Raw genomic sequence first — 26,140 nt, forward strand, 5'->3', positions numbered from 1 at the left:
TTGGTAATGTCCGTAACATGCATTGTGAATCATCATATCATGCATTGTGAGCGACACTAACAAGCATTGATAACTCCCCTGCCTTCCACTGAGTACAACTGTGCCATACGCCGGAAACAATCGTGCCACACGCCGGAAACGCTTGTGCCACCGGCTTGGCACGCTTGTGCCACCGGTGCGGCACACTTGTGCCAAAGGCGTGGCACACCCCTTTTGCGCTTATCCCCGTTCCTCTTCTCCTTAACTTCCTCATCTTTGTTCCTTATTACTCCAAGACTCCCCATTTCCAAAAATTCTTCATTCTTAATTCTTCATTCTTAATTTAATTACTATATTTGCACAATTTAATACCAAATGTGCAAAAAACAATGGAACAGAGTTTTATAGCTTACATTGAGAATAGTATCAAGAACAATTGGGACCTGGACGCCCTGACAGATTACAAGGGGGCCACCCTTCAGTATAAAGACGTTGCTCGAAAAATCGAAAAACTCCATATCATCTTCGAAGAAAGCGGAATCCGCAAGGGAGACAAAATCGCCGTGTGCGGACGAAACAGTTCCCATTGGGGAGTCACCTTCCTCGCCACACTAACGTATGGAGCAGTCATCGTCCCCATCCTTCACGAGTTCAAAGCGGACAATGTGCACAACATCGTCAACCATTCCGAAGCCAAATTACTATTTGTCGGAGACATGGTCTGGGAAAACCTGAACGAATCGGCAATGCCTCTGCTGGAAGGTATCCTGATGATGAACGACTTCACCTTATTGGTATCACGCAGCGAACGGCTGACACATGCCCGCGAACATCTGAACGAAATGTTCGGCAAGAAATATCCGAAGAACTTCCGCAAGGAACACATCGAATACCATAAAGACGAGCCCGAAGAGCTGGCAGTTATCAACTACACCTCCGGCACAACGAGCTACTCGAAAGGAGTCATGCTCCCCTACCGCAGCCTCTGGTCGAACACCAAGTTCGCTTACGAAGTACTCGAACTGAAAGCCGGAGACAAGATCGTCTCTATGCTGCCTATGGCACACATGTACGGACTGGCTTTCGAATTCCTCTACGAATTCTCCGTCGGTGGCCACATTTATTTCCTTACCCGCATGCCGAGTCCGAAGATTATCTTCCAGGCATTCGAAGAAGTGAAGCCGAATCTCATCGTGGCCGTTCCGCTCATCATTGAAAAAATCATCAAGAAGAGTGTACTCCCGAAACTGGAGACACCGACCATGAAAATCTTACTGAAAGTACCCATCATCAACGACAAGATAAAGGCAACCATACGCGAAGAAATGATCAAAGCGTTTGGCGGAAACTTTGCGGAGATTATCGTTGGTGGAGCAGCTTTCAACCAAGAGGTAGAGCAAATCCTGAAAATGATAGACTTCCCCTACACCGTGGGCTACGGTATGACAGAATGTGGGCCGATCATCTGCTACGAAGACTGGAAAAGATTCAAACCGGGTTCGTGCGGAAAGGCTGCGCCACGCATGGATGTACGGGTACTGTCTTCCGATCCCGAGAATATCGTCGGCGAAATCGTCTGCAAAGGCCCTAACGTAATGCTCGGATACTACAAGAACAAAGAAGCGACAGAAGCCGTGATCGACAAAGACGGCTGGCTGCACACAGGCGACCTTGCTTTGATGGACGCCGAAGGCAATATCACCATCAAGGGACGCAGCAAAAACCTGCTGCTGAGTGCCAGCGGACAGAATATCTATCCGGAAGAAATCGAAGACAAGCTGAACAACTTGCCTTATGTATCGGAAAGCATCATCGTACAGCAGAACGAGAAACTCGTCGGACTGGTTTATCCGGACTTTGACGAAGCGTTTGCACACGGCCTGAAGAATGAGGATATCGAACGGGTAATGGAAGAAAACCGTGTGGCACTGAATGCCATGTTACCGGCATACAGCCAGATCCTCAAAATGAAGATTTATCCCGAAGAGTTTGAAAAGACTCCGAAGAAGAGTATCAAACGCTATCTGTATCAAGAAGCGAAAGGATAAGAAAAGTGCAGGAATAAGGGAATGTACTCTGTGAACCTAAACTGAAAAAAAGAGTTATAATAAAGATGAAGATAATAAAGACAATATTCACGGCAGCTGTTCTGATGGCTGCCGTTTGTTTGCCGGCACAGAACAAGAGTGCGGGCATCAACCTCTCTTTCTGGAAAGATATCTGTACACAGCCGTATGACAGCACTCAGACGACTTATGTAAACATCGGTCTGCTATCTACACTGAACCGTCTCAACGGTGTCGGCATCAATGCTTTGGGAAGTGTCATTCATGGAGATATGAATGGAGTGCAGATCACGGGATTGGCCAATCTTGCCGGTGGTACGATGCGCGGTGTTCAGATAGCGGGTGTCAGCAATATCAGCGGAGATAATGCGGTCGGACTCTCTGCCGCCGGACTGGTGAATATCACGGGGGACGGTTCAAAGGGGGTCATTATTTCGGGACTTACCGGCATCGGTGGCGACAATAATTCGGGAGTAATGATAAGCGGTCTGATGAATGTAACGGGAAATATGGCTTCGGGATTCCAGTTCTCCGGAGTGTCGAATATCACAGGGCAGAGCTTCAACGGTATGATGACTTCCGGGCTCCTGAATGTGGTAGGCGAAAACATGAACGGCTTGCAGATTGCCGGCATCGCCAATATCACCGCTAAAAGTCTGAATGGTGTGCAGGTCGGTTTATGCAATTATGCAACGAAGGCTCATGGCCTTCAGATCGGTCTGGTCAATTATTACAGGGAAGACATGAAGGGATTCCAGCTCGGTCTTGTGAATGCAAACCCTGATACAAGGGTACAGATGATGGTATATGGCGGAAATAATACAGCTGCCAATATAGGAGTACAGTTCAAGAACCAACTGTTTTATACGATTCTGGGAGTAGGATCGTTTGATCAGAATCTGAATGATAAGTTTTCCATCAGTACGTCTTATCGTGCCGGACTGGCGGTACCCGTTTACAAAGGGTTGTCTATCAGTGGTGACCTCGGATATCAGCATATAGAGACGTGTTCCAATAAAGATGAAGTGATTCCCAGACGGCTTTATGCATTACAGGCACGAGCTAATCTGGAATATCAGTTCAGCAAGAAGTTCAGTATCTTTGCGACTGGCGGTTATGGACTGACACGGTATTACAATAAATCCGGTAATTTTGATAAAGGAGCAATCATAGAAGCAGGTATTGTCCTCTTCTAAGGCTGATTAATAAGTAATAAGTATTAACCGTAGCTGTTATTTAGAGACATATTTATCTGTCATTCAGACGACTGTAAGGAGGAAGAGTCTCTTCTTTATGACTACAGAAGAGGAAATCCTTCGACAAGTTCAAAACGACAGATACTTATGCTCGTCATTATCGAATTGTTTCACTTTGCTAAAGTGATGAGGATTCTGAATGACAGACAGATACGTCTCTAAATGGCAGCTACGGTTAATACCTAATACTTATTACTTAATACTTATTTACACTTTCTCTTTAATCAAGCCGATGCGATAGGCAACAAGCAACTTCTTCAAATCCTGAATCTGCGTCACAAGTTCCTTTCCCTTGTCCGTATCCTTCACCATCATCCGTTGCGAATTGAATTCCAGCACAAAGTTAGTAGATTTGATATCCAATCCTTCCTCAATAGCTTTCTGCCTTGACTGGAACGGCTCGTGCTGCACCAACTGCATACCGTGGGAATGATAAACAAGAGTATATCCCGCAATCCCTGTTTCGGGCTGATAGGCTTTAGAGAAACCTCCGTCAATAACGAACAGTTTGCCATTTGCTTTCATCGGCTGTTCCCCCTGAATAGTCTTTACAGGCACATGACCGTTGATGATATGCGAATGAGGTCCCAATGCTCCAAATTCATCCAATATCTTATCACAGATATCTTCACGATTGCGAAGAGAGTAATAATATCCTTTTTTCTCCTTCTGCATCTCTTTGTCTTCCAGAAAATAGCGTTCAAAAGTCGCCATCTTGTCCTTATCAAACAACGGAGCTTCCGGACCGCACCACATATACCAGATGTAGTCCATAGCAAATTCTTTATCATCCTCTCCTTCTTCATCAAAGTATGCGGTACGAATCAGTTGATCGGCTTTATCGAGCAACTTACGTCCCCAATATTCCTTGCCCCGTATCTTGACATGCTTGAAACTGCCATCTTCATTCAAAGGCACGGAAGCGTGATAGAGAAGATTGGAATTGGAAACCAGATACATTCCACCATACGTAAACAGACAGCGCATGTGCTTCTTCAGCTTCTCACTATTCATAAACGAATAGTGAATCTTGTCCACAAGTTCCCGTTCTTCTTCAGTCAGACGATAAGGATCGGCAGGATCTACAGTCGGGAAATTTGTGTCACGCAACGCATATTCTTTGCCTTCGTACACAAAAACTCCGCGTTCAAAGTCTATCTTTTCCAACAACTTCCGGTTGCTCATTCCAAACTCCGGACGGCGGTCTATAATTTCGGCTTCCAGCTTGAACTGGATGATAGTGATCGCCTTATGCATCTGTGTTATCAGGCGCAAAGTCTTCTCATTGTAATTGCCGTCGGCGAAATTCATCTTCGGCATAAAAATAGTACACGGATCATCTGCATAAGTATCCATGGCGAAAGTTGCCAAAGGCAGCAGATTGATTCCATAACCGTCTTCAAGAGTACCCAGATTGCCATAACGCATGGACATACGTATCACATTGGCTATGCAACTATCATTGCCGGAAGCGGCTCCCATCCACAGAATATCATGGTTGCCCCATTGAATGTCGAAGTTATGATAATTGCACAAAGTATCCATGATGATGTGTGCTCCGGGACCACGGTCGTATATATCGCCTACGATATGAAGAGAATCAATCGTCAGCCGCTGAATCAGATTACACATGGCTATGATAAAGTCATCCGCCCGCCTGGTAGAGATAATGGTGCTGATAATGACATTGATATAAGCATGCTTGTTGGGCTCGACAGTCGACTCATGCAGCAACTCCTGAATGATATAGGAAAACTCTGAGGGCAGGGATTTGCGGACTTTGGAGCGGGTATATTTGGAAGATACGTTCTGACAAACCTTTACCAACTGATTCAGAGTAATCAGATACCAGTCATCCAAGTCCTTCTCACGGGCCTTTACCAACTGAATTTTCTCTTCCGGATAATAGATCAGCGTACAGAGTTCTTTCTTCTCCGCCTCACGCAGGGTATTGCCGAAAATCTCGTTCACTTTGCGTTTTACCGCACCCGAAGCATTCTTCAACACATGCTGAAAGGCTTCGTATTCACCGTGTATGTCTGTCAAGAAATGCTCCGTTCCTTTAGGCAGATTCAGGATAGCCTCCAGATTAATAATTTCCGTACTTGCATCGGCAATAGTAGGAAAACTCCGGGAAAGCAACTGCAAGTAGCGGAGATCGCCAACTATGCTTTCGGGAGTTATATTACTTTGAGCAGTCATTATATGTACAATTTAACTATTTACAATATGCTTTTATCGACTTATCGTTTTTCGCTATAAATATAACGATTTATCATCTACTTATTACAATTTCCAGCCCTTAATGTTCACCGTCAACCTAATAAAAACATCAGCAGCACCTGCGCTATGATCACCCGCAGAAACATACACAACGGATACACCGTAGCATAAGCGACGGAGGGATTATCACCCGGTATCGTATCGTTCGCATAATTCAGGGCCATCGGATTTGCCATACTGCCACACAACATTCCGGATACACTTCCAAAATCTATCTTCATTATCTTAAAGGCGATGAAGCCGACCAGAACTGTCGGAATAATTGTCAGGCCAGCTCCCAGAGCAATCCAGAGCAGTCCTTCCGGACGGAAGACAGTATCGAAGAAATGGGCACCGGCATCCAACCCCAGGCAGGCCAGATACATGGAAAGCCCCAAGGCACGCAACATCAGATTCGCGCTGCGGGTAGTATAAGTAATCATGTGTATTCGTGGGCCGAAAGTTCCCAAAAGAATACCTACGATGATCGGTCCACCTGCCAGGCCTAGCTTCACAGGGGTACTGATTCCCGGAATAGAGAACGGAATCGCTCCCAACGCCAATCCCAGTACGATACCTATGAATATGACAACGAGATTAGGTTCTTTCAGACTTTTCACCGCATTTCCCAATACTTTTTCTACATTCTGAATAGCTGCCGCCTCACCTACTACTGTCAGGCGGTCACCCAGCTGGAGAACCAGTTCCGGAGTAGCAAGCAGTTGTACTCCCGAACGGTAAACACGGCTGATATTGATTCCATAATGGTTTCTCAGCCTCAATGAGCCAAGCTTCTTTCCATTCAGTTCGGGGCGGGTTACGACAATACGCTGGGAGATCAATTCGCTGTCGATCGCGTTCCAGTCTATATCTTCCTTATTCCAGTCCGTGTTTTCCTGTTCGCCGAAAAGTACCGTCAGAGCCATCACGTTCTTCTCTGCTGTAATCACCAGCAGACGGTCGCCTTCCTTCAACACCTTATCGGAAGTAGGAATACTGACATGACCGTCACGCCACAAACGGGAAATGACAAACTTCGGATAGCTCATGTGGGCTATATCCTTGATGCTTTTATCAAAAATGGCAGGGTTATGTACCTGAAAGGCTGCGATAAAAGTTTTATTGGCATCGTCCTTTTCTTTGATTTCCAAGTCTTCCTTATGAACCAGGAATTTACGGATCAGCAATACAGCAAGAATCACACCGACAACTCCCATCGGATAAGCAACCGCACATCCTAAAGCCGGAGTACTGCTTTCTATGCCCATTTGCTTCAATGTCTGCTGTGCAGCTCCCAGCGCAGGAGTATTGGTCGTGGCTCCGCAAAGGATACCCACCATATCAGGAAGCGACACGCCTGTCGCATAACTGGCAACAACAGTCAGCAAAGTACCCAGCAAGACTACTGCCAACGCCAACATATTCAGCGTCACTCCTCCCTTTCGGAAAGAACTGAAGAAACCGGGCCCTACCTGTAGTCCGAGAGAATACACAAAAATAACCAGACCGAAACTTTCCGCATAATTCAGCATCTGTGGATCAACCGAAAGCCCGAAGTGTCCGGCAAGGATACCTGCAAAAAAAACAAAAGTGACCCCCAGGGATACTCCCCAGAAATGCACTCTTCCCAGCCCCAGTCCAATCGCAGAAATCAGCGAAAGTACCACAACAGCCTGTAAGGCAGAATGTTCGAGAAACAGATTATATAACCACTCCATGAATTAAGCATACTAATAGGGCGCAAAGATAAAAACTATTTAGTCCCATTCAAAACTTTTAAGCTTTCATTTCGCGCCCTATCCCTTCTCTAAATTATTAATATCCTGAAATCTTATATGTTATCCCTTAAATTATTTATCTGTTATCCATAATCTTCTTACCTGTCACCTCTACCTATCGCCTTTTACCTTTTCAACCTATTCCTTGAGTAATCTTTCTACCTGTTGTTATCCGGGATCTTTCTACCTGCTATCTTTTGTGTAATCATTTTCTTTCCATCTGCCGGCCTTTCCACCTACCGGCTGCATCTCTCACCGACCTGTATATTCCACGAAGTTATTCCGACCGTCCAGATAACCGCTCAACCTATTTCCGCCGATATATACATCATCCAGATAGGATACATCATTGCGACCGTAATCCATACGAATGGAAGTCTGTGCATAATTCTCCCAGTTCCAGCGGAAATTATATTCAAAGGTTTCCACACGTCCATTAGGATATTCAACCCGTATAAAATCAACACCTGTCCGGTCCAAATAAAAGTCGAGTTCCTGACGGCAACGGTTACCGTCCATATCCCGATAAAAGCTTACCCATGTACGGCTACATAAATCAGCAGAACGATTGTAGTAACCACCACCGATATTATCATCATCATAAAAACTATCGATTTCTACTTCACAAGAAGTCAGACTCAACGTTAATACAGCCATTAAAGCCAGTCCTAAGTATCTAAATGCGTTCGTTTTCATATTCCTTTATTTTTAATGGTTCCTTTATTAATCCTATCATTTATCTTTCGATATCACAAAAGTATAGAATGAATTTTCCTTATGAAATTGAAAATTCCTACTTATTTAGGGGAATTCACCTAATGGAAGAGGTAAATCCCCCAACACACAGGATATCTATGAATTCCATAGCCCTCCAAAGCAACCACCGTGCCCCCCCAAAAAACAATTGAAATAAATAACCTGATTTATCAAAATACAGATTAAAAAGACACTCTACCGCCCTCTGAAACCTTAATAAAGATTGAATCAAAGATTTAATTATTTAATCAATGTTATAAATCGCCCCGTTTTACCTGATTTATTTGCAGATATCGTAAAACTCCGTATATTTGCAATGTGTTTTTCATAGTATTAGATTTAAGGTTAACAAAAAGATTGGCTGTCTGGGATAGATAGCCTTTTTTTATGCTCTTTTTTTTATAAATCCTCCAAGATACGAAATCATCCACAAAATATCTGATTGGCCAATGCCTTTTGTCATTCACTTATTTCCTGTTATCATCCCCCATAAATCATACTTCATTCCCCAAAATAACGAATGTTAATGTAAATGTTCTGATGGTACAACGCCCCCTATCTAATAATTAAAAAGGTAACCACTCTCCCCTATAAATAGCGAGAAAAAATATTTTCAAAAAAAATAATCCGTTTAACATTTGAAACATAGCAAGTTATCTCTTTAATCATAAAACAGGTAAAAAAAATCTTGCTAAAAGATTTGCGTAGTCCAAAAGTTCCCCCTATATTTGCACCGCATTTGAGAGAGAATGCGGGTTCAAGGAAGTTTGGGTGAGTGGCTGAAACCACCAGTTTGCTAAACTGACGTACGGGTAACCGTACCGGGGGTTCGAATCCCCCAGCTTCCGCAAAATTCTCTAAATAAAAAGAGCTAAGTTTTATAGACTTGGCTCTTTTTAAATTCATCAACAAACGGTGGGTTCGTCTAACGGTTAGGACACATGCCTCTCACGCATGTAATACGAGTTCGATTCTCGTACCCACTACTCAATTTTAGTTAGCCTCTTACATCGAAGTAAGAGGCTTTTTTATTGTGTTCATATCTCAAAAAATGGAATATAACGTAGAAGAATTGAAAAAGGTATTGATTGAGCAATGTAAAGAAGAAGGTATATATTACGCATTGATAGCAATCGACAAACAGACGAAAGAGATCGTTCTGCCCCAAAGCCTTGATAATGCTTTAAGTAATCCGGATTACTGCGTTTTCAAATGCAAGAAAGCAGAGGATGGATATGAAGTAGAAGAGGTAAAATAAGCGTAATTTAAAAAAGAAAGTGATGCTTATTAGTGTAGTATTAGGACATTATAAAATTTAATAATTATTTGAACATTCAAAGTTTTTTCTGTAAAAGAATGTTATATCCAGTCAAAACTGCCATCTTTCACGTAGAAACCTGTCTATAATTGAAGAAACGCCTATCTAGTTACAGTTCTTCACTCTGCTCATACAGTTCGAAGTAAGATTCCTTATCAATCCGCAGTTTGACCCTGTTTTCCCGCTTCTGACCGGCTAAATTGATAAATAAATTGAAGTATAACTGACTAAAAGAGAGGTCGGAACGATCATAAACGATATCAAAAGTACAGGTTCTGCGGAAGGAGTCGAAAGTTCCCAGTTTCATCCCTCCCTTGCACATAAAGACTTCAGGAAAGCTTGTCGGAGGATAAGGCTGGAACAGGCTAGCCAGTTGGGCATATACATAATCTATCATCCATTCATCACCGGATACAGTCAGTTCTCCTTTCAGACGAAGTTTGATTGCATATTTAGCGGTAATATCCTGCGAAGTGTATATAGGAACCTGGCTTTCCGCAGGGTAATTGCCATCCTTATATCCAAGGCTCATGGTCAGTTTTGATTTACCAGCTCCGTTAAAACTGGCAACATTCTGATCCTTCTGTTGGTTTTTCAGATCAATCATAAACGTCAGTTTACCCAAAGTCGGGTCATTCGGGTATTGAGCTATCGTATCCAATACATAATCTTCTTCATTATAGCTTCGCACCACCAAGACATCCCCCTCTCCGACTTCCAGTGCCGGACCTCCTCTTTCAATATCCACATCGCCTACGGGGTAATATATAGCATCATTATCTCTGACACAACCTGACATACAAAGCAGTAGAACTGCCAATCCTATTATCTTATTCATCATCATACACATCCTTATTTTGGAGACAAAGATACATCTTTTTTGAATCAACCCGATTTATATCAACCGTTTTTAGTACTTTTGCACATAACAAGACTATTAATGACATGGATACACTACTAAGAGAAACAGTAAATGCCGTCGTAAATTCCCGCTTCCCTGAGATGAGTATAGAGGGACGCCGGCAGATAGAAAGCATCCTGATACGTGAAGAATTTCCCAAAGGAGTGATTGCACTCAATGAAGGAGAAGTAGCCCATGAATTAGTTTTTGTCGGGAAAGGGATGCTCCGGCAATATTACTATAAAAACGGGAAAGATGTCACCGAACACTTTTCATACGAGGGATGTATCGTGATGTGTATCGAAAGCTTACTAAAACAGGTTCCTACACGGTTGATTATAGAGACGCTGGAACCTGCTATCATTTACCTGTGTCCTTATGACAAGATGCTGCAGTTGGCAAAACAAAACTGGGAAATCAACATGTTCTACCGGAAAATACTGGAATATTCCCTGATTGTATCGCAAACCAAGGCTGACTCCTGGCGTTTCGAATCCGCCCGCGAACGTTATAACCTGTTGCTCGAGACCCATCCGGAAATCATCAAGCGGGCTCCCCTGGCAGATATCGCTTCCTACTTGCTGATGACACCGGAAACATTGAGCCGCGTACGCTCAGGTGTCCTGTAGAATGCCGGTCCCAGCGATGAAAATCTCCCGTTATCGCTGCCGTAGTCATTCACCATTTCTCAGCTATCTGCTTTTCCGGTATTCTTTGGGAGACATGCCGGTGTAATGCTTGAAGTACTTACCGAAGAATGACTGGTTGGCAAAGTTTAGCCGGTCAGCTATCTCTTGTATGTTCATGCTCGAAGAATTCAGGAGTGCCTTTGCTTCCAGAATCACTAATTCATCAATCCACTCCCCTACTGTCTTTCCGCTGATTTCCTTCACAACACCGGACAGATGTTTCGGTGTCAGGCATAATTGATCGGCATAAAACTTCACGCTACGCTCCGACTGATAAGACTGAATCAAAGATTCATAGAAGCGTTCAAATATGTATTCCTTACGGCTTTTACTTTTGACAACAGCAGAAGAATCCGGTGCATAACTGTTGAATATGTTGCAAAGTTCAAAGAAGAACCCCTGCATCAATCCCATTACTACCTCCCTGCGATACATATCTTCCTTATTCCTCAATCTCTTCCTGATGAAAGCATGATACTCTTTAATCATTTCCTGTTCGTGCAGGTTGAGATCAAAGCAAGGATAATCTTTCAGAAAGAAAAAGAATGAGAGCACATTTCCGACTTTGGGCAATGATTCCAGCAGATTCTTTGATACAGCAAAGAAAATCCCCCTAAAGTTAGCACTAAACTGACGATGCTCGATGATCTGGTTGGGCAACGCAATAACCATTCTTCCCGGAATCAGCTCAAACTCACGCAAACTGATATTGAAACGGGTGGAGCCTTCCAGACAAAGTCCGATGCTTACCACTTCCAGTTTGCTGGGACCATTATAAAGGGAAGTAACGCTTTCCGTATCGAAAAGCGCTATATCATTATCGACAACATCAATACTATTAGGATCTATATACTTAGAATGAACTACCGAAGAAATACCTATCTTAGGAACACCTTGAATATCCATACTTTCTCTTTTTATTTGCGACAAAGATACCAGTAATAATCAGACATGCAACCTAAGGTCAGATATTATCAGTCAAATAGAACATTTTTCCCTACTTATTGACTATCTCCGAACAAAAACTCATAATCGCGTTTGGCAGCCGGAACAGTCCACTTCTCCGGAATGAATTTCCACTGATTCAGCGCCTTCGGGTCCATCGCACCTTTCTTTTCTATATAATTCATCAGATAAAAACGAAGGTCCTTATCCGTAGAGAAGATAATACGTTCTTTCAGTTTCTCCTGTGGAATACCTGCACCTCTAGTCAGTAATTCACCGCCGCCATTGCCCCGATAAGAGTTCAAAGCCACTTTATAAATCTTATCCATAAGGAAAGGGCTGCCGTCCGCCATGCTGATAATGGTTATCTTCTCTCCTTGCGGCTTGGAGACGTCCACAGTATAGATAATACCCGATGCCGAATCAAAATTGAAACTGAAATTCTGGAAAGAAGCTCTGTCTTCCGCACCTTCGCGGCGTTTCTCTTTGAACCAAAGCAAATGATCGTCCGGAGACTTCATCCGGTTGGTCCACATGAAATAAGACATTTCCAGATAATCCTTGATTTCTTTCCCGGATAAGGTCATCATATACAGCATATTCTCATACTTATACAGATTGAACATATCGCTGACATACACATCCCCTTTATTAATCTTCGCATCGAATGAAAGCGGTGCAGCAAAAGAAATCTCCGCACCAGTGATATCAAGCTGCAAGGTATGAATCAGGTCGATAAAAGCAGACGGCCCGAAGAAAGACGGACGGGTCGAGATGCTCTCGGTGAATGTACCGATCTTTTTAGAAACAAAGTTGCGGACAGTGTCGTATTGGGAAGCAAAATGCTTCATAAAATCCTCACTGGTTCCGTAATCTTTTGTCGCGGACAATACTCCCCGGATATCTTTGCTGCGCACCTTTCCGTCTTTCAACTTTAAGGTTACGTCGATATTGGACAAAACGATTCCGTTGCTTGCCGGATCGATAACCAGTACTGAATCTCCTGCCACATTCATTACCTTCTTACATTCACGTGCATGATCGTGCCCCATCAGTACAATGTCAAAACCGGGAACATTCTTTGCAACATTCAGAGAAGCGTTTTCATTGTACTTACCGGACATTTTGAAAGCTTCCTGCCCCGCATGAAACAAACCGATCATCAAGTCCGGATTCTCTTTTTCACGGATGATCTTCATCCATTTGCGTGCTGTCTCCTCCATATCGTCAAAGCGCAGCCCCTTCCACAGATTCTCCGAGAGCCATGCAGGGATAGCAGGAGTGATCATTCCCAAAATGACGATTTTCACTCCGTCACGCTCCATCACCTTATAAGGAGGGAGATGAGGTTCTCCGGTCGATGTATCGATGATGTTAGCTCCTAACACCGGAAAGTCACAGGTATTTATCCAGCGGTCGAATACGGCACGCCCGGTTTCCACGTCATGATTTCCCATATTTCCGGCATCATACTTCATATAGTTCATCATTTCCGCGCAGAGATGAGGAGAAACCGTATCTATATAATTATAGTAATAGGCGGTAGGTTGCCCTTGCAGTATATCGCCGTTGTCGAGCAAGATAAGATTTTCCTTATACTGTTCGCGCTCTTTCTGCACAAAAGCATATATTCGCGCCAGACTGCCCTGCCAATCCTTACGGGTAATAAAATTATAAGGATAATAATTACCATGTACATCACTTGTCTGTACAATTTTCAGCTTCACAATTTTCTCCTGTGCCGCAACAGAGAGCACGAGGCAAAGAAGCCATACGTAGATACATGCAAATCGTTTCATTCTTTTTCTATTTTAAGCGGATGTGAGAACATGAACCGTGCTCCTCCCGTATATTCGGAGTCGATCCATATATCACCTTTCCATTTGTGGACAATCAATTTACAGATAGACAATCCCAGACCTGTTCCCTGGGCATATTCGTTCAGTTTCTCGAAACGTTCGAATACCAGTTTCTGTTTCTCCTTCGGGATGCCACACCCCGTATCCGTCACCGAAAACACGGCCATACCTGTCGCCTTATTCACCGAGAATTCCAGTGTGATCTTTCCTTTTTTGGTGAACTTATCCGCATTAGACATCAGGTTGATAATCACCTGCTGCATACGCTGTATATCCGTCACCATATCGAATGACTCGTAATCGCTGGCAAACAGAAACTGATTGCCGGACTGCCGCGAAACACTGACCGATGCTACCACCTGCCTGCATACCTGCACCACATCACACTCTTCCCAAGTCAAAGTCACCCTATTCGCCTCCAGACGTGAGAGGTCCAGAATATCATTGATCAGGCGAAGCAACAAATCCGAGTTCGTCTTGATGATCTGATAATAGGTCTGTTGCTCCTCCTCCGTGCTGCCGCCTACAGCGAGCACATCCGAGAAACCCACAATCGAGTTTAAAGGAGTACGTATCTCATGACTCATATTAGCGAGGAAAGCACTTTTGAGACGGTTCGATTCTTCCGCCCTGTCTTTTGCCACCCGCAGGTCTTTTTCGGATTTCAGCAGTTCATCCCTCAGACGCTTGGTACGGAAATAATAGAAGAGCGAGATACACAGGCCCAGCACCAGAATGACGAATAGCGCACATGCTGACCAAATCTGATAAGTATATTGCTGATAAAATGAAACCGACTGATTGATAATCTGCACATCAAAAGGAAGAACCTGCGGATTCAAGTTCCACTCCTTCACTTTCCGGCTGTCGAGTACGGCTTTGCAGCCGATAACGGAAAGATGTTGCCGGTCATCCTCCGGATATTGATCTATCTGCAGAGACGACAATGCCATGTCTTTTCCCAGTTTCCTGTAGTCGGGCAACACTCCGCCAATGGCCCAGTATCCCAGACTCACAGAGGACGGAGTAAAAGCGGGAATGGTCGGAGTAGCCTCCATCATGGCATAAGTCGCATTCCGCATGAAATAACCCTCGTTCATGTCTACCCGCCAAGTACCTACCATAATCACCGTATTCTCCGGCAAATGGCGCAACTCTTCTACAATCGTATAAATTGTATGCCGACGGCCATCCATCAAGATCAGGTCAAGTTCGGGAAACTTCTTCATTTCCTTCCGCACCAGTGCCTGCATCGTGACACCACCGTAAGTATTGTCCGAAATAAAGGCGATATGTTCCGTATTCGGATAAAACGCCTTGATCATACGGACATTATCTTCTATATTATATTGGTTGATAAATCCCGACTTCAATTCCGGTATATCCATTTGATCGGCAAACAGATCGACCGATTCCGGCATCCATGTGTCCAGTCCGGCAACCGTATCCTTAGGCAGTATGACGATGTTGCTACTGGCAAGGCTACACATCACCGGTACCTTCACCTGTATGGAATCCCGTTGAGACAGATACGCTGCCCAGGCTTCCTGTCCCAGCAGAATGATTTGTGCCGGATGCTTTTCTCCCTGGTATTTAGAAAGAATCTGCGTCATCATGCCGCTCCAGAGCGGGGCTTCGGAGAAACTTTTGCAGTTCATGTTTTCAATGACAATATCACGTTTTCCTCCCAGTTTACTATATTCTTCCATGTAGTCGGAAATCGTTACTGAAGTTTGATGCGCAGCGGGATTATAAGAACAGATAATTAAGATCGGCTTTTTATCATTAGAGACAGCAAATAACTCTGTGGCCTGAAAAAGCCATAGCAAACAGATAAACAGGTATCCTATATATCTCATCATACTTGTAAGTTTTGAAGTGTTACTATCTCATTTTAGGCTGCAAATATACTAAAACTTGTCGGCTATAACAGATTTATGTGTATTTTTGTCGCTCATTCATTCGCAAAAAAATTGTATATGGAACTATTTCACCAAATGATTTCCGGATTACTGGGAATACCGGAAAGACAAATCAGCAGTACTCTCCATTTATTGGGGGAAGGTGCTACCATCCCTTTCATCAGCCGTTACCGTAAAGAAGCCACAGGCGGACTGGACGAAGTACAGATAGAGAACATCAAGGAGCAACATGACAAGTTGTGCGACATAGCCAAACGGAAGGAAACGATTCTTAGTACCATCAACGAACAAGGCAAACTCACTCCCGAACTCGAAAAGCGTATCAACGACACCTGGAATCCTACGGAGCTGGAGGACATCTACCTGCCCTACAAGCCCAAACGGAAGACCCGTGCCGAAGCAGCCCGACAGAAAGGGCTGGAACCGCTTGCCATGATCCTGATGCTGCAAAGAGAGAACAATCTCAGCGCCAAAGCCTCCGCCTTCGTCAAAGGTGAAGTTAAGGACACAGAAGATGCACTGAAAGGCGCCCGTGACATCATCGCTGAGCAAGTGAATGAGGACGAACGCGCCCGTAATGCCATACGTAACCAATTCGCCCGTCAGGCAACGATCACTGCCAAAGTAGTGAAAGGCAAGGAAGAAGAAGCTGCCAAATACCGTGATTATTTCGATTTCTCCGAATCACTGAAACGCTGCACCTCCCATCGTCTCCTCGCCATTCGCCGCGCAGAATCCGAAGGATTGCTGAAAGTATCCATCAGTCCGGATGACGAAGCCTGTCTGGAACGCCTCGACCGCCAGTTCGTACACGGCAACAATGAATGCAGCCGTCAGGTAAGCGAAGCCACTGCCGATGCCTACAAGCGTCTGCTCAAACCTTCCATTGAAACAGAGTTTGCTGCACAGTCCAAAGAAAAGGCTGATGACGAAGCTATCCGCGTGTTTACGGAGAATCTCCGCCAATTGCTCCTCTCTCCTCCGCTCGGACAGAAACGGGTACTCGCTATCGATCCCGGCTTCCGCACAGGCTGTAAAGTAGTCTGTCTGGATGCGCAGGGCAATTTGTTGCACAATGAAAACATCTATCCCCACCCTCCGGTCAATAAAACCGGCGAAGCGGCTTCCAAGCTCCGCAAAATGATAGAAGCCTATGAGATTGAAGCCATCTCTATCGGCAACGGAACAGCCAGCCGCGAGACGGAAGACTTCATCAATCACCAGACTTTCGACCGGCAAATTCCGGTCTTCGTGGTCAGCGAACAGGGAGCTTCCATTTATTCAGCATCCAAGATCGCCCGTGATGAATTTCCCGATTATGACGTAACGGTGCGTGGAGCAGTCTCTATCGGTCGCCGGCTGATGGACCCGTTGGCAGAACTGGTAAAGATCGACCCTAAATCCATCGGCGTCGGACAATACCAGCATGACGTAGACCAGACGAAATTGAAAAAAGCCCTCGACCAGACTGTAGAAAACTGTGTGAATCTGGTAGGTGTGAATCTGAATACCGCAAGCAGCCATCTGCTGACATACATTTCCGGACTGGGTCCGCAGCTGGCGCAAAATATTGTCAACTACCGCGCCGAGAACGGAGCTTTCAATTCGCGTAAGGAATTGATGAAAGTCCCCCGCATGGGTGCCAAAGCCTTCGAACAGTGTGCCGGATTCCTCCGTATCCCCGGAGCAAAGAATCCGCTGGACAACACAGCAGTGCATCCGGAAAGCTACCACATCGTAGAGCAAATGTCGAAAGACCTGAAATGTACCGTCAACGAACTGATTGCGAATAAGGAACTACGCCAGAAAATCAAGATATCGGACTATATCACGCCGACTGTGGGCCTGCCGACTTTACAGGACATCATGCAGGAGCTCGACAAACCGGGACGCGACCCGCGTAAAGCGATCAAGGTATTTGAATTCGACAAGAACGTGCGCACCATCGCAGACTTGCGCGAAGGCATGATCCTGCCGGGTATCGTAGGCAACATTACGAATTTCGGAGCTTTCGTCGATATAGGTATCAAGGAAAACGGACTTGTACATCTTTCCCAGTTAGCCGAGCGATATATATCCGATCCTACAGAAATCGTATCCATCCACCAGCATGTCATGGTCAGAGTGATGAACGTAGATACCGACCGGAAGCGGATTCAGCTTAGCATGATCGGGGTACAGCAAGACTGATTGCCTCCCGCTTTTCGCCCCACCACACAATTAAAATCGTAAAGATTATCATAAGTACTGTACAAATGAGCGAGCCTTCAAAACCAAAGGCTCCGCCATTCAGTACGTTTTCTTCGGGCAGATGCAGCGTCAACAGCGATGTTCCCAGATCGTTTCCACTTACTTGATATCCCAATATCGGGCCTTGAATCCAGTTCCAAAAAAGATGGAGGGAAATGGGGAAACAAAGATTCCGTGTATATAAATAGGAAGCACCGATCAACATACCTGCAATCACCAGGTTCAGCATCGGCAGAAAAGCCACATTCGGGTTGAAGATATGCAGCAATGCAAACAGCAGTGCAGAAACGAAAAGAGCCAGGAATTTATTCATCCGGGTATGCAGCAGACGCCCGAGTATGTAGCCGCGCATCATGATCTCTTCAGTCAAGGCCACCAGCAGGCAGAACACAAAAGTGCCGAGCAGATTTAAAGGATCGAACTGAAAGCCTGTTACTTCTACTTCACCTATAGCCAGCGAAAGCCCGAAGCCGATCAGGTAGAGCAACATCGCCACCAGCAGTCCATACCACAGTCCCCGGACATGCCCTTTCAGTGTCAGCCCCAAGTCAGAAAAGGGGCGGCGTTCAAAATAAAGCAGAATCACAGCCGGAGTCAACACAGACAGCAGCATATTGGCTTCCGTCACAGTGTACACCAACAATCCGGGGTGTCGCGCCTCATCGCCAAGAATCAGAGACAATAATCCGAATCCTATTGTACCATACAGTCCCATACATACGAAAAGCCCCAGTGCAAACAACAGGATACACGCCCATACGGGAAGTCTTTTCGGTTCTTTCTTTTCTCTGATTTCTTCTGTCTCCATTTTTACTTTTTGTTAATCACGCTACAAAATTAGATATAAAACATAAAAAAACATCGTGTCTTACCTATTTTTCCTATATTTGTCAGAACAAATCTGCATAATTATGAAAATAAGACAACTACTGATAAGTTTTTTATTGGTTGCCAGTACTTTGGGAGCAACCGCACAAGTAAGCAAAACGTATTATGTCAGCAAGCCCGGCACATTGATCTCGATGATGACCGAAGAGGAAGCCAACAGCATCACCCACCTTACACTGACAGGAAAACTGAATGCGGAAGACTTCAGACATCTCCGCGATGAATTTCCCAGCCTGAAGGTGCTCGATATTTCCAATGCCGAAATCAAGATGTACAGCGGCAAGGCCGGAACGTATCCTAACGGAAAGTTCTACATCTATATGGCCAATTTTGTCCCCGCCTACGCCTTCTCGAATGTGGTAAACGGAATGACCAAAGGTAAGCAGACACTGGAAAAAGTGATTCTTTCCGAAAAGATAAAGAATATCGAAGATGCCGCCTTCAAAGGATGTGACAACCTGAAAATCTGTCAGATACGCAAGAAGACAGCTCCTAACCTGTTGCCGGAAGCTCTGGCCGACAGTGTGACGGCTATTTTCGTTCCATTGGGCAGCAGCGACGCCTACCGTTTTAAAAACAGATGGGAGAACTTTGCATTTATCGAAGGCGAACCGCTGGAAGCCACGATCCAAGTGGGTGCTATGGGCAAGCTGGAAGATGAGATTATGAAAGCCGGACTGCAACCCAGAGATATTAACTTCCTGACTATTGAAGGAAAACTGGATAATGCCGATTTCAAACTGCTTCGCGACTATATGCCGAACCTTGTGTCTCTCGACATTTCAAAGACCAATGCCACCTCTATCCCCGACTTTACTTTCTCTCAGAAGAAGTATCTCCTGAAGATCAAGCTGCCACATAACCTCAAGACCATCGGCCAACGGGTATTCAGCAACTGCGGACGACTTGCCGGAACACTTGAACTACCTGCCAGTGTGACGGCTATCGAGTTCGGAGCGTTCATGGGATGCGATAATCTGCGCTATGTGCTCGCTACAGGTGATAAGATTACAACGCTAGGCGATGAACTCTTCGGAAACGGGGTGCCAAGTAAGTTGATTTATAAGAAATAAAAATGAATTGAAATAGAATATGCCCTAAGATAAAATAACTATCATGGGTTAATTATCTTAGGGCATAATAAAGATTTCAGCATCAGATGGAGCTATTCATCCTGTTTTATTGATATCGGAGGATAAATATAATACTCTTCTTCTGAATCACTAACAATAATTTCAAAAGGATCTTTCTTTTTTATCTGAATAGTATCACGAGGATAGGTAATCTGATTGATCATTGATTTATCTTCAAATTTATCAAGCCTTCGTTGATAATCTGCCGGTATCGGAACATATAAAAACTGACAATCCTTTAAGTAATTATAAAGCTCTTTGCCTCGATCTTTCCCTACATAATTCCACCGATTAAAAAACGGTCTAAAAACAGGATGAGTTTCTAAATCATGAAAGCTCTCTATAGATCCCCAAATAACTTCATTATCATATAATGTATTGGCACCTAAACCTGACATTTTCGTATATAATGAAATAGTATCCGCACCATTTATCATTAAAAAACGACCAATTTCTCCATACTCTGAATTATTCCAATCCGGATGATAATAGAGATGACTATTAGAACCGAACATGAGAGCTTTATCGGTGTGATTATACACGATAAATTCAAAATTAATAATTTCTGGAAGAGTGTCTCCCTTTATCAATCCTTGAGGACTAGGTTGATACTCACTCTCCCATACACTTACTAACTCCAAGTCAATCGATATCTCATTTTCTTGGGCATATACATTTGTTAGTAACAATAGAATAACACATGTAAAACCGATTACTCTTTTAATGATTACGATTGATGTAATATTCATATTCTCTCCGTCTGATTTCATCTTGTTGGTCTTTAGGTAATTTTTTGAAGGTTGGATGATTCAATTGAGCATTATAGCATTTCCAGTGGGTACTTGTTTTTACTCCAGTTCATTATTCTATGCTCATAGTACTCATGAACACCTAAATATTACTCTTGATTAATAATAACACTCCCCAAATATATTAAAGAAATATTTTCATAATCACCAAAAGAGTAAAATAGAACACCCATCCAAAGAATATCCATTTACAGAGTTCTTTACCACGTATTTGATAGTCGAATAATATAAGCACTAATCCTATGATGAAAAACAACGGAAAGGGAAAAATAAATGCCATCACTTTCACCCATGTTGACAAAGGAAGATGCTGTTTTTCCACTTTCTTTTCTATTTCTACCTTAATAAGTTTTTCTACTTCTTCTGTAAAGTCCTGATACATAGATGGAGAAATTTCCCGTCTTTCCAATTCTTCTTCTGCGGCAATCACAGCATCAGCTTGATAATCCGCACGTTCTACAGTTATAATTCGCATTAATTCCACATCATCTTTCTCGGACATTATGGCAAAGTACTTATTTGTTTCTATATTTTTCATATATTATTATCAATGAATTACTATTAAAATCATACTAACTCCGATATGATTCACGAATTAGATTCCCGTTCATATCGAAGTTAGAGAAAAAGAGAACCTAATTGCCCCTACATTCACCTAAGAATATGGGCCCCAAAAAGAAGATTACAAAAATTATTCCCACATTCCTTTTTGCAGAATCATCTATTTTCGCAATCTCTTTTAGAAGATTGGTTTTACCCCCTTTTATCAGCCAACCAATTAGTACTACCAGCCACATAATCAGAGTACCAAGATAATCAATACCTCTCATCGTTTTTTCTCTTTTTATTAATATACAAAAAGCCATCTATACCATCATTCATCTTTTTAAACGCATTGGGATTACGATTTATTTCATCAAACCTTCTCATCTCCATATCATAAACAGAATGCTTAATCTTTGTAGGAATGTGAGGATTGGCATATTTAAATTTTAGCCATGAAACCGGCTGTAATTGTTTCAATAAACGGGAAGCAGGAAAACTCTGAGTAGCTACATTAATAAATCCATTTGCTCTCTCATCAGGAGTTGCATATGTTCCCGCCCATGACTTACCCGTCAACCACACTTTCGGAGAATTCATTAAAGAATAAACTGACGATGCCGCATACTTAGCAGCTCCATCAATCAATCCTGTAGGAGGTTCATTAAGAGTAAGTTCTAAGTTACTTATTAAACTTGATACAGAACCTACATTGTCATACTTTCCTGTGATCTGCCATTGCCAGAACTCCGATTCAGAGAGATTTACTTTCTGATCTCCGTAATCAATATACTCTTTTCGTCCGATAAAGGTATTGTGAAACCAATTATTATGAGTCGTTTCTTTATAAGTTCTATCTGGATTATAAATAACTTTCATTTGTCCATCCGGATCAATCCAATTAATCGAATTATTTCCACAATATCCATATGGACTCTCCCAATAATACTTCTCCGCCATCGGGTCAACCACATGCCATCTTCCCAAAGCCGGATCGTACATCCTTGCTCCATAATCATACCTGTTCAAGCCATTATTCATATCCAACTCCTTATTATTATATTTATAAGGTTGTTTATCTCCGTGAGTACTCTCTGTAAACGACATGCCGAAAGGATAATAATGATTTGTTTGAGTTACTGTCCCGTCCGATTTAGCCACCACACGATTATTACCCAAATGGTCCTGCAAATAGAAATAGTAAATGCCATTTTCAATGTAGCCACCATCCACCAATATACGTTTTAAAGAACCATTTTCGTAAATCATGTTACCTATATAATCGGTACGATTCTCGGCAGAAGATTTATGAATGACGGATAACTTCTTTCCATCGGCAGAATAAACATACTCATGAGTAGATTTGTTTGTGTCATTGAAAGTAATCCGTCTTGGCAAATTTAATAAATTATATTGAATATCAGCTATACCTTTATTTAAATCTTTAATCAGATTACCATTTTCATCATAAAAGTATTCCACATCCTGCTTCGCACCATTCCTAAAATCCATAGATGATACCGAAAGATTTGAATCTGATGCAGTATCCTCAACCTTTATTAGCTGATTACCACGGTAATTTAGAGCCAAATTATCAATTATTCCATAGGTAGTATTCTGATTTCCGGAACGCATCAGAGAGACTATATTCCCCTGCTTATCATAGTTATAAGAAGTGTTAAAGTTATGATTGCGAATATTATTTTCAAGATAGTCCGCATAGAGTAACCGAGAAAGATTATCATAAGAAAAATCATAACCACGCTTTTTATCGCCATTTACACCCCAGTCCATACCAGAGATATTACCGTTGTAATAACGGGTGTTGGTTGGGTTGGAACGGGTGTCATTATAATATAATGTCTTACAGAACAGAGGACTACTGATTGATTCAGTCCACGAACGGAGATTATAAGCATAATTCGTATGCAAATTAGACTGCCCATTCCGCCTGTTATGTTTCAGGCGCCCCAGTTCATCGTATTCATTATTGACAAGAGTCATTACCGGTCCATTATTTAAGCAGTGAGTGGTGGTTTGCAACCGGTCCGCATAATCATAGCTATATGAGTAAACTTCGCTTTGGGTCGCTTTGCCTGCAGCAGAATGGATATGCTTATGCTTTGTAGGCTGGCCAATAAAATTATAAGCAATATAATCTTTTTCAACTCCGCCGTTCAAACGGTTATTCGATTTACGTTGTATCACTCTGTCGTGATCATCATAATACATCACAGTATAAAGATAGGACTGCCCTTTTTCATCAAGACAGGCTATCAGATTACCTGTAAGCATATCCCGGGAACTTGCCGAATGACGTTTGCCAAAACCTTCCGACTCTGCATTGACATCATAACAAACACCGGCATCTGTAGAAACCGGAAATCCGTTTCTGCCCAAGAAAGAGTAATCATCATAATACTTGACTGAAAGTAAGCTGGAAGAAGTCAAAGTGATGCCCGACAAGCTATAACCTTTATACGATCCACTGCCACCGGCAGAAGAAGAACCGGAATACCAAGAGGCACCGACAACCGAAGAAAGTAACGGATCGACAAAAGGATTCAACGCATTCCTGCAAATCCCCGAAAAACATTCACGTCCGAACATATCCGGAATGCTGAACGACCATTCACCACGACTATGCTGATTACCGTCCTGAGAAAAAATCAACCGCTTTCCCTTATCATAGATATAAAAAGACCAGCTACAACCCGGAAGTTTCTTGGCTATCTGGAGTTTACGACTATTGTACTTGTATAAAAAGGCATATTGCAGAAGCGTCGCATCCGTATTACTCATCCAACTTGTGGAACTGCCACTTTCAAACATGGAAGAAGCTGCCGGAGGAAGCACAGCCACCCGATTGCCGAAATCGTCATATATATAGTAGGTATCATATAGTTCCTTATTTCTTCCGGTCTGTATGATCTGACGGGTTAAGACAAGCTGATTCAGTTTGTCTTTAAATTCGAAAGACGGATTACCATCTTCATCTTCCACACGGGTGACATAAAGTTGCCCTGTCGCATAGTTACCAATGCGACTGATTCGCATGACAGTATCACTTACGTTCGTTGCAGTGAAATGGATACAGTTCAATGTATCCGTACCTGTCATATTGGTCAGATAGGTATTTTTCACACTATGATGATTATCCTGCCAGCCTTGTCCGGGACCGTATTGTTCGAGAATACGATTCAGCGGAGAAGCTTCATATACCGGACGGGAGTAAGGAACGTTATCACCATACGTAGCTATCACTTTACTTTTTACCACATCAGGAAGAATGAACTTTCCTCCATTATCTTGAAATGCAGTGGGCAACCATTGCTTGGAACTTCGTCCCTGGGCATCATATTCCTGATAGGCTACTATATCATTCTTGCTCTGGGAGTATTTCAAGACAGATTGTTCCAAACGTCCCAAACCATCGTAATAGTCTGTCTTATCCTGCCATCTAATACCTGTTTCCTGCGTATAGGTACGTGTAGCAACATAATTCTTATCACGGGAACGTACATTATCAAAGTGCTCATATCCCTGAACCCGGAGAGCTATCTCACCATTATTCTTACTGCCTTCCGCTACAATATAATATGTACCTGCAGATAAGTTTGAAACATAAAGATTTTTATCATTATTTGTATCCAAAGTCCCTTTAAGAAAATCAGCCTCATTTAGCAAATAAACATTTACACCTCCTTCAACAGTAGAAGAAGGAACTGAAACAAGAATATCCATAGGAGAGTTAATTTTCAAACGGTAATACACATCTGATGTAGTATTTCCATGATAGAAATCAGTAAAAAATTCCGTATTGAATGTATCCTGAAAATCTAATGGTAATATCACAGAGTCTATATCAATCGGTTTTTCTTTTTTATCTCCTTTCAGGATGTCTGTACTACCTGATATATTTAGCTGTATATTTCTTTTCGCTTTAATAAACGAACGTATCACATAATCTCCTGCATCAAGCATTGCTTTTTTTATCAATTGACTCCCATCGCTTGTTGCCAGTATTGCACCCGATTTTTCCATTATTTCTATTGAATGGAAAGACTCAACCGTTTGTTCCGGAGAGAGATTAATTTCCATTGGATAGTTCAACCTTACAGAAAAGAACAATTCCTGCGAATCGTCAAAATCAAACAAACCAGAGAAATGATAGTTAAAATCATCCGAGAAGTCCCCTATTTCCATCGGTGCTTCCATAGAAGTTCCCAAAGGATTAATATAGATATTACTAGTAATTTCTCCATTATAATCATTCCAAATGTTGATGCTCCTTCACACTGAAAGATATAATAACCAGGCTGCAGTATTTGTACAAAAAGTGATCCAATCACTCCATGACCAATATTCTCTTCCAAATGAAGATTCAGGTAAGGTAGTAATTTTATTTTCTCCTCCATCTTTTCTACATAATTACCCGATGTAACAGGGTCTCCCACATCAACAAGATTATCCATAGGTTCACTTAATGGGAAATACAGCAAATGAGCTTCAACATCCTCTAAGCTCGATCCATTGAAATGGGAAACAATGAGGGTTGGGCGATATATAGAAAAAGAGAAATAAATATCATTATTCTCATTCCCATAATTGTTTGTCCCATTTCTGGTATCATAAGTCTCGCGAACAATCACTGGTTCAAGAATCTCTCCCAAATCAGTCCATAGATCACTTTTACGTAATTCACTGATAGAATTACCCGGTTGAGCGTTACTATCAATGGATAGCAATGTCATTATAAACATACAATATAAAAAATTCTTCATAT

Annotated in this window: 19 protein-coding genes and 2 tRNA genes; 8 read left to right on the forward strand and 13 right to left on the reverse strand. The window is 42.8% G+C overall.

What is annotated here, in order from left to right; genetic code table 11:
• Nucleotides 1-56: 56 nt before the first annotated feature.
• Nucleotides 57-284 carry a hypothetical protein gene (locus K6V30_RS18120; protein WP_055270058.1) on the reverse strand — a complete coding sequence of 76 codons (228 nt, stop codon included), beginning with the start codon at nucleotides 282-284 and terminating at the stop codon, nucleotides 57-59.
• Nucleotides 285-368: 84 nt separating this feature from the next.
• Here K6V30_RS18120 and K6V30_RS18125 point away from each other — a divergent pair, with 84 nt between their 5' ends.
• Nucleotides 369-2,027 carry an AMP-binding protein gene (locus K6V30_RS18125; RefSeq protein ID WP_224207177.1) on the forward strand — a complete coding sequence of 553 codons (1,659 nt, stop codon included), beginning with the start codon at nucleotides 369-371 and terminating at the stop codon, nucleotides 2,025-2,027.
• A 65-nt stretch (nucleotides 2,028-2,092) separates the two neighbouring features.
• Complete coding sequence (locus K6V30_RS18130; RefSeq protein WP_055270062.1) at nucleotides 2,093-3,241, forward strand: LA_2272 family surface repeat-containing protein; 1,149 nt, start codon at nucleotides 2,093-2,095, stop codon at nucleotides 3,239-3,241.
• Between the two features lie 267 nt (nucleotides 3,242-3,508).
• Here the strand turns inward: K6V30_RS18130 and K6V30_RS18135 are convergent, their stop codons facing one another.
• The 3 genes from K6V30_RS18135 to K6V30_RS18145 form a co-directional block, all read right to left on the reverse strand.
• Nucleotides 3,509-5,503 carry a fructose-bisphosphatase class III gene (locus K6V30_RS18135; protein WP_010537766.1) on the reverse strand — a complete coding sequence of 665 codons (1,995 nt, stop codon included), beginning with the start codon at nucleotides 5,501-5,503 and terminating at the stop codon, nucleotides 3,509-3,511.
• 113 nt (nucleotides 5,504-5,616) lie between these two features.
• Nucleotides 5,617-7,281 carry a putative transporter gene (locus K6V30_RS18140; protein WP_010537765.1) on the reverse strand — a complete coding sequence of 555 codons (1,665 nt, stop codon included), beginning with the start codon at nucleotides 7,279-7,281 and terminating at the stop codon, nucleotides 5,617-5,619.
• Nucleotides 7,282-7,593: 312 nt separating this feature from the next.
• On the reverse strand, nucleotides 7,594-8,037 hold the full coding sequence (locus K6V30_RS18145; RefSeq protein WP_010537764.1) for a hypothetical protein: 444 nt from the start codon (nucleotides 8,035-8,037) through the stop codon (nucleotides 7,594-7,596).
• Between the two features lie 821 nt (nucleotides 8,038-8,858).
• Between K6V30_RS18145 and K6V30_RS18150 the strand changes: the two genes are divergently transcribed.
• The 3 genes from K6V30_RS18150 (at nucleotide 8,859) to K6V30_RS18160 (ending at nucleotide 9,355) form a co-directional block, all read left to right on the forward strand.
• Nucleotides 8,859-8,945: transfer RNA gene (locus K6V30_RS18150), tRNA-Ser, on the forward strand.
• A 66-nt stretch (nucleotides 8,946-9,011) separates the two neighbouring features.
• Nucleotides 9,012-9,083, forward strand: a tRNA-Glu gene (locus tag K6V30_RS18155).
• Between the two features lie 65 nt (nucleotides 9,084-9,148).
• A complete protein-coding gene (locus tag K6V30_RS18160) occupies nucleotides 9,149-9,355 on the forward strand; it encodes a hypothetical protein (protein WP_010537763.1) in 207 nt (68 codons plus the stop codon).
• Nucleotides 9,356-9,524: 169 nt separating this feature from the next.
• Here the strand turns inward: K6V30_RS18160 and K6V30_RS18165 are convergent, their stop codons facing one another.
• Nucleotides 9,525-10,259: a DUF3845 domain-containing protein gene (locus K6V30_RS18165; protein WP_010537762.1), complete on the reverse strand. Its 735-nt coding sequence runs from the start codon at nucleotides 10,257-10,259 to the stop codon at nucleotides 9,525-9,527.
• Nucleotides 10,260-10,360: 101 nt separating this feature from the next.
• On the opposite strand from K6V30_RS18165, the gene K6V30_RS18170 reads away from it, so the two are divergent.
• A complete protein-coding gene (locus tag K6V30_RS18170; protein WP_010537761.1) occupies nucleotides 10,361-10,945 on the forward strand; it encodes a Crp/Fnr family transcriptional regulator in 585 nt (194 codons plus the stop codon).
• 63 nt (nucleotides 10,946-11,008) lie between these two features.
• Here the strand turns inward: K6V30_RS18170 and K6V30_RS18175 are convergent, their stop codons facing one another.
• From K6V30_RS18175 to K6V30_RS18185, 3 genes are all read right to left on the reverse strand, one after another.
• Nucleotides 11,009-11,911 carry a helix-turn-helix domain-containing protein gene (locus tag K6V30_RS18175; RefSeq protein WP_149935931.1) on the reverse strand — a complete coding sequence of 301 codons (903 nt, stop codon included), beginning with the start codon at nucleotides 11,909-11,911 and terminating at the stop codon, nucleotides 11,009-11,011.
• A gap of 95 nt (nucleotides 11,912-12,006) precedes the next feature.
• Complete coding sequence (locus K6V30_RS18180) at nucleotides 12,007-13,749, reverse strand: bifunctional metallophosphatase/5'-nucleotidase (RefSeq protein ID WP_055270064.1); 1,743 nt, start codon at nucleotides 13,747-13,749, stop codon at nucleotides 12,007-12,009.
• The gene (locus K6V30_RS18185; protein ID WP_055270066.1) at nucleotides 13,746-15,671 is read right to left on the reverse strand and encodes a sensor histidine kinase; all 1,926 of its coding nucleotides are present in this window, start codon (nucleotides 15,669-15,671) and stop codon (nucleotides 13,746-13,748) included. Before K6V30_RS18185 ends, K6V30_RS18180 begins: the two co-directional genes overlap by 4 nt.
• Nucleotides 15,672-15,788: 117 nt before the next feature.
• Between K6V30_RS18185 and K6V30_RS18190 the strand changes: the two genes are divergently transcribed.
• Nucleotides 15,789-17,921 (forward strand): Tex family protein, encoded by a 2,133-nt coding sequence (locus tag K6V30_RS18190; RefSeq protein ID WP_022302248.1) that lies wholly within the window; start codon nucleotides 15,789-15,791, stop codon nucleotides 17,919-17,921.
• Here K6V30_RS18190 and K6V30_RS18195 read toward each other — a convergent pair.
• Nucleotides 17,893-18,789 (reverse strand): CPBP family intramembrane glutamic endopeptidase, encoded by an 897-nt coding sequence (locus K6V30_RS18195; protein WP_010537756.1) that lies wholly within the window; start codon nucleotides 18,787-18,789, stop codon nucleotides 17,893-17,895. The genes K6V30_RS18190 and K6V30_RS18195 overlap by 29 nt on opposite strands.
• Nucleotides 18,790-18,892: 103 nt before the next feature.
• Here K6V30_RS18195 and K6V30_RS18200 point away from each other — a divergent pair, with 103 nt between their 5' ends.
• The gene (locus K6V30_RS18200) at nucleotides 18,893-19,942 is read left to right on the forward strand and encodes a leucine-rich repeat domain-containing protein (protein ID WP_010537755.1); all 1,050 of its coding nucleotides are present in this window, start codon (nucleotides 18,893-18,895) and stop codon (nucleotides 19,940-19,942) included.
• Between the two features lie 92 nt (nucleotides 19,943-20,034).
• Here K6V30_RS18200 and K6V30_RS18205 read toward each other — a convergent pair whose 3' ends face one another.
• From K6V30_RS18205 to K6V30_RS18220, 4 genes are all read right to left on the reverse strand, one after another.
• The gene (locus tag K6V30_RS18205) at nucleotides 20,035-20,772 is read right to left on the reverse strand and encodes a hypothetical protein (protein WP_010537754.1); all 738 of its coding nucleotides are present in this window, start codon (nucleotides 20,770-20,772) and stop codon (nucleotides 20,035-20,037) included.
• 163 nt (nucleotides 20,773-20,935) lie between these two features.
• Nucleotides 20,936-21,349: a hypothetical protein gene (locus K6V30_RS18210; RefSeq protein ID WP_010537753.1), complete on the reverse strand. Its 414-nt coding sequence runs from the start codon at nucleotides 21,347-21,349 to the stop codon at nucleotides 20,936-20,938.
• A 278-nt stretch (nucleotides 21,350-21,627) separates the two neighbouring features.
• Nucleotides 21,628-25,584, reverse strand: a complete 3,957-nt coding sequence (locus K6V30_RS18215) for a DUF6443 domain-containing protein (protein ID WP_220388368.1) — start codon at nucleotides 25,582-25,584, stop codon at nucleotides 21,628-21,630.
• Nucleotides 25,551-26,138: a hypothetical protein gene (locus K6V30_RS18220; RefSeq protein WP_055270070.1), complete on the reverse strand. Its 588-nt coding sequence runs from the start codon at nucleotides 26,136-26,138 to the stop codon at nucleotides 25,551-25,553. The genes K6V30_RS18215 and K6V30_RS18220 overlap by 34 nt, the downstream gene beginning before the upstream one ends.
• Nucleotides 26,139-26,140: the final 2 nt, after the last annotated feature.

This window comes from Bacteroides faecis (assembly GCF_020091505.1).
Classification (GTDB): domain Bacteria; phylum Bacteroidota; class Bacteroidia; order Bacteroidales; family Bacteroidaceae; genus Bacteroides; species Bacteroides faecis.

Bases quoted from the DNA above. Each gene is read 5' to 3' on its own strand.
- K6V30_RS18120 (WP_055270058.1), bottom strand. From the start codon at position 284: ATGGGGAGTCTTGGAGTAATAAGGAACAAAGATGAGGAAGTTAAGGAG.
- K6V30_RS18125 (WP_224207177.1), top strand. From the start codon at position 369: ATGGAACAGAGTTTTATAGCTTACATTGAGAATAGTATCAAGAACAAT.
- K6V30_RS18130 (WP_055270062.1), top strand. From the start codon at position 2,093: ATGAAGATAATAAAGACAATATTCACGGCAGCTGTTCTGATGGCTGCC.
- K6V30_RS18135 (WP_010537766.1), bottom strand. From the start codon at position 5,503: ATGACTGCTCAAAGTAATATAACTCCCGAAAGCATAGTTGGCGATCTC.
- K6V30_RS18140 (WP_010537765.1), bottom strand. From the start codon at position 7,281: ATGGAGTGGTTATATAATCTGTTTCTCGAACATTCTGCCTTACAGGCT.
- K6V30_RS18145 (WP_010537764.1), bottom strand. From the start codon at position 8,037: ATGAAAACGAACGCATTTAGATACTTAGGACTGGCTTTAATGGCTGTA.
- K6V30_RS18160 (WP_010537763.1), top strand. From the start codon at position 9,149: ATGGAATATAACGTAGAAGAATTGAAAAAGGTATTGATTGAGCAATGT.
- K6V30_RS18165 (WP_010537762.1), bottom strand. From the start codon at position 10,259: ATGATGATGAATAAGATAATAGGATTGGCAGTTCTACTGCTTTGTATG.
- K6V30_RS18170 (WP_010537761.1), top strand. From the start codon at position 10,361: ATGGATACACTACTAAGAGAAACAGTAAATGCCGTCGTAAATTCCCGC.
- K6V30_RS18175 (WP_149935931.1), bottom strand. From the start codon at position 11,911: ATGGATATTCAAGGTGTTCCTAAGATAGGTATTTCTTCGGTAGTTCAT.
- K6V30_RS18180 (WP_055270064.1), bottom strand. From the start codon at position 13,749: ATGAAACGATTTGCATGTATCTACGTATGGCTTCTTTGCCTCGTGCTC.
- K6V30_RS18185 (WP_055270066.1), bottom strand. From the start codon at position 15,671: ATGATGAGATATATAGGATACCTGTTTATCTGTTTGCTATGGCTTTTT.
- K6V30_RS18190 (WP_022302248.1), top strand. From the start codon at position 15,789: ATGGAACTATTTCACCAAATGATTTCCGGATTACTGGGAATACCGGAA.
- K6V30_RS18195 (WP_010537756.1), bottom strand. From the start codon at position 18,789: ATGGAGACAGAAGAAATCAGAGAAAAGAAAGAACCGAAAAGACTTCCC.
- K6V30_RS18200 (WP_010537755.1), top strand. From the start codon at position 18,893: ATGAAAATAAGACAACTACTGATAAGTTTTTTATTGGTTGCCAGTACT.
- K6V30_RS18205 (WP_010537754.1), bottom strand. From the start codon at position 20,772: ATGAAATCAGACGGAGAGAATATGAATATTACATCAATCGTAATCATT.
- K6V30_RS18210 (WP_010537753.1), bottom strand. From the start codon at position 21,349: ATGAAAAATATAGAAACAAATAAGTACTTTGCCATAATGTCCGAGAAA.
- K6V30_RS18220 (WP_055270070.1), bottom strand. From the start codon at position 26,138: ATGAAGAATTTTTTATATTGTATGTTTATAATGACATTGCTATCCATT.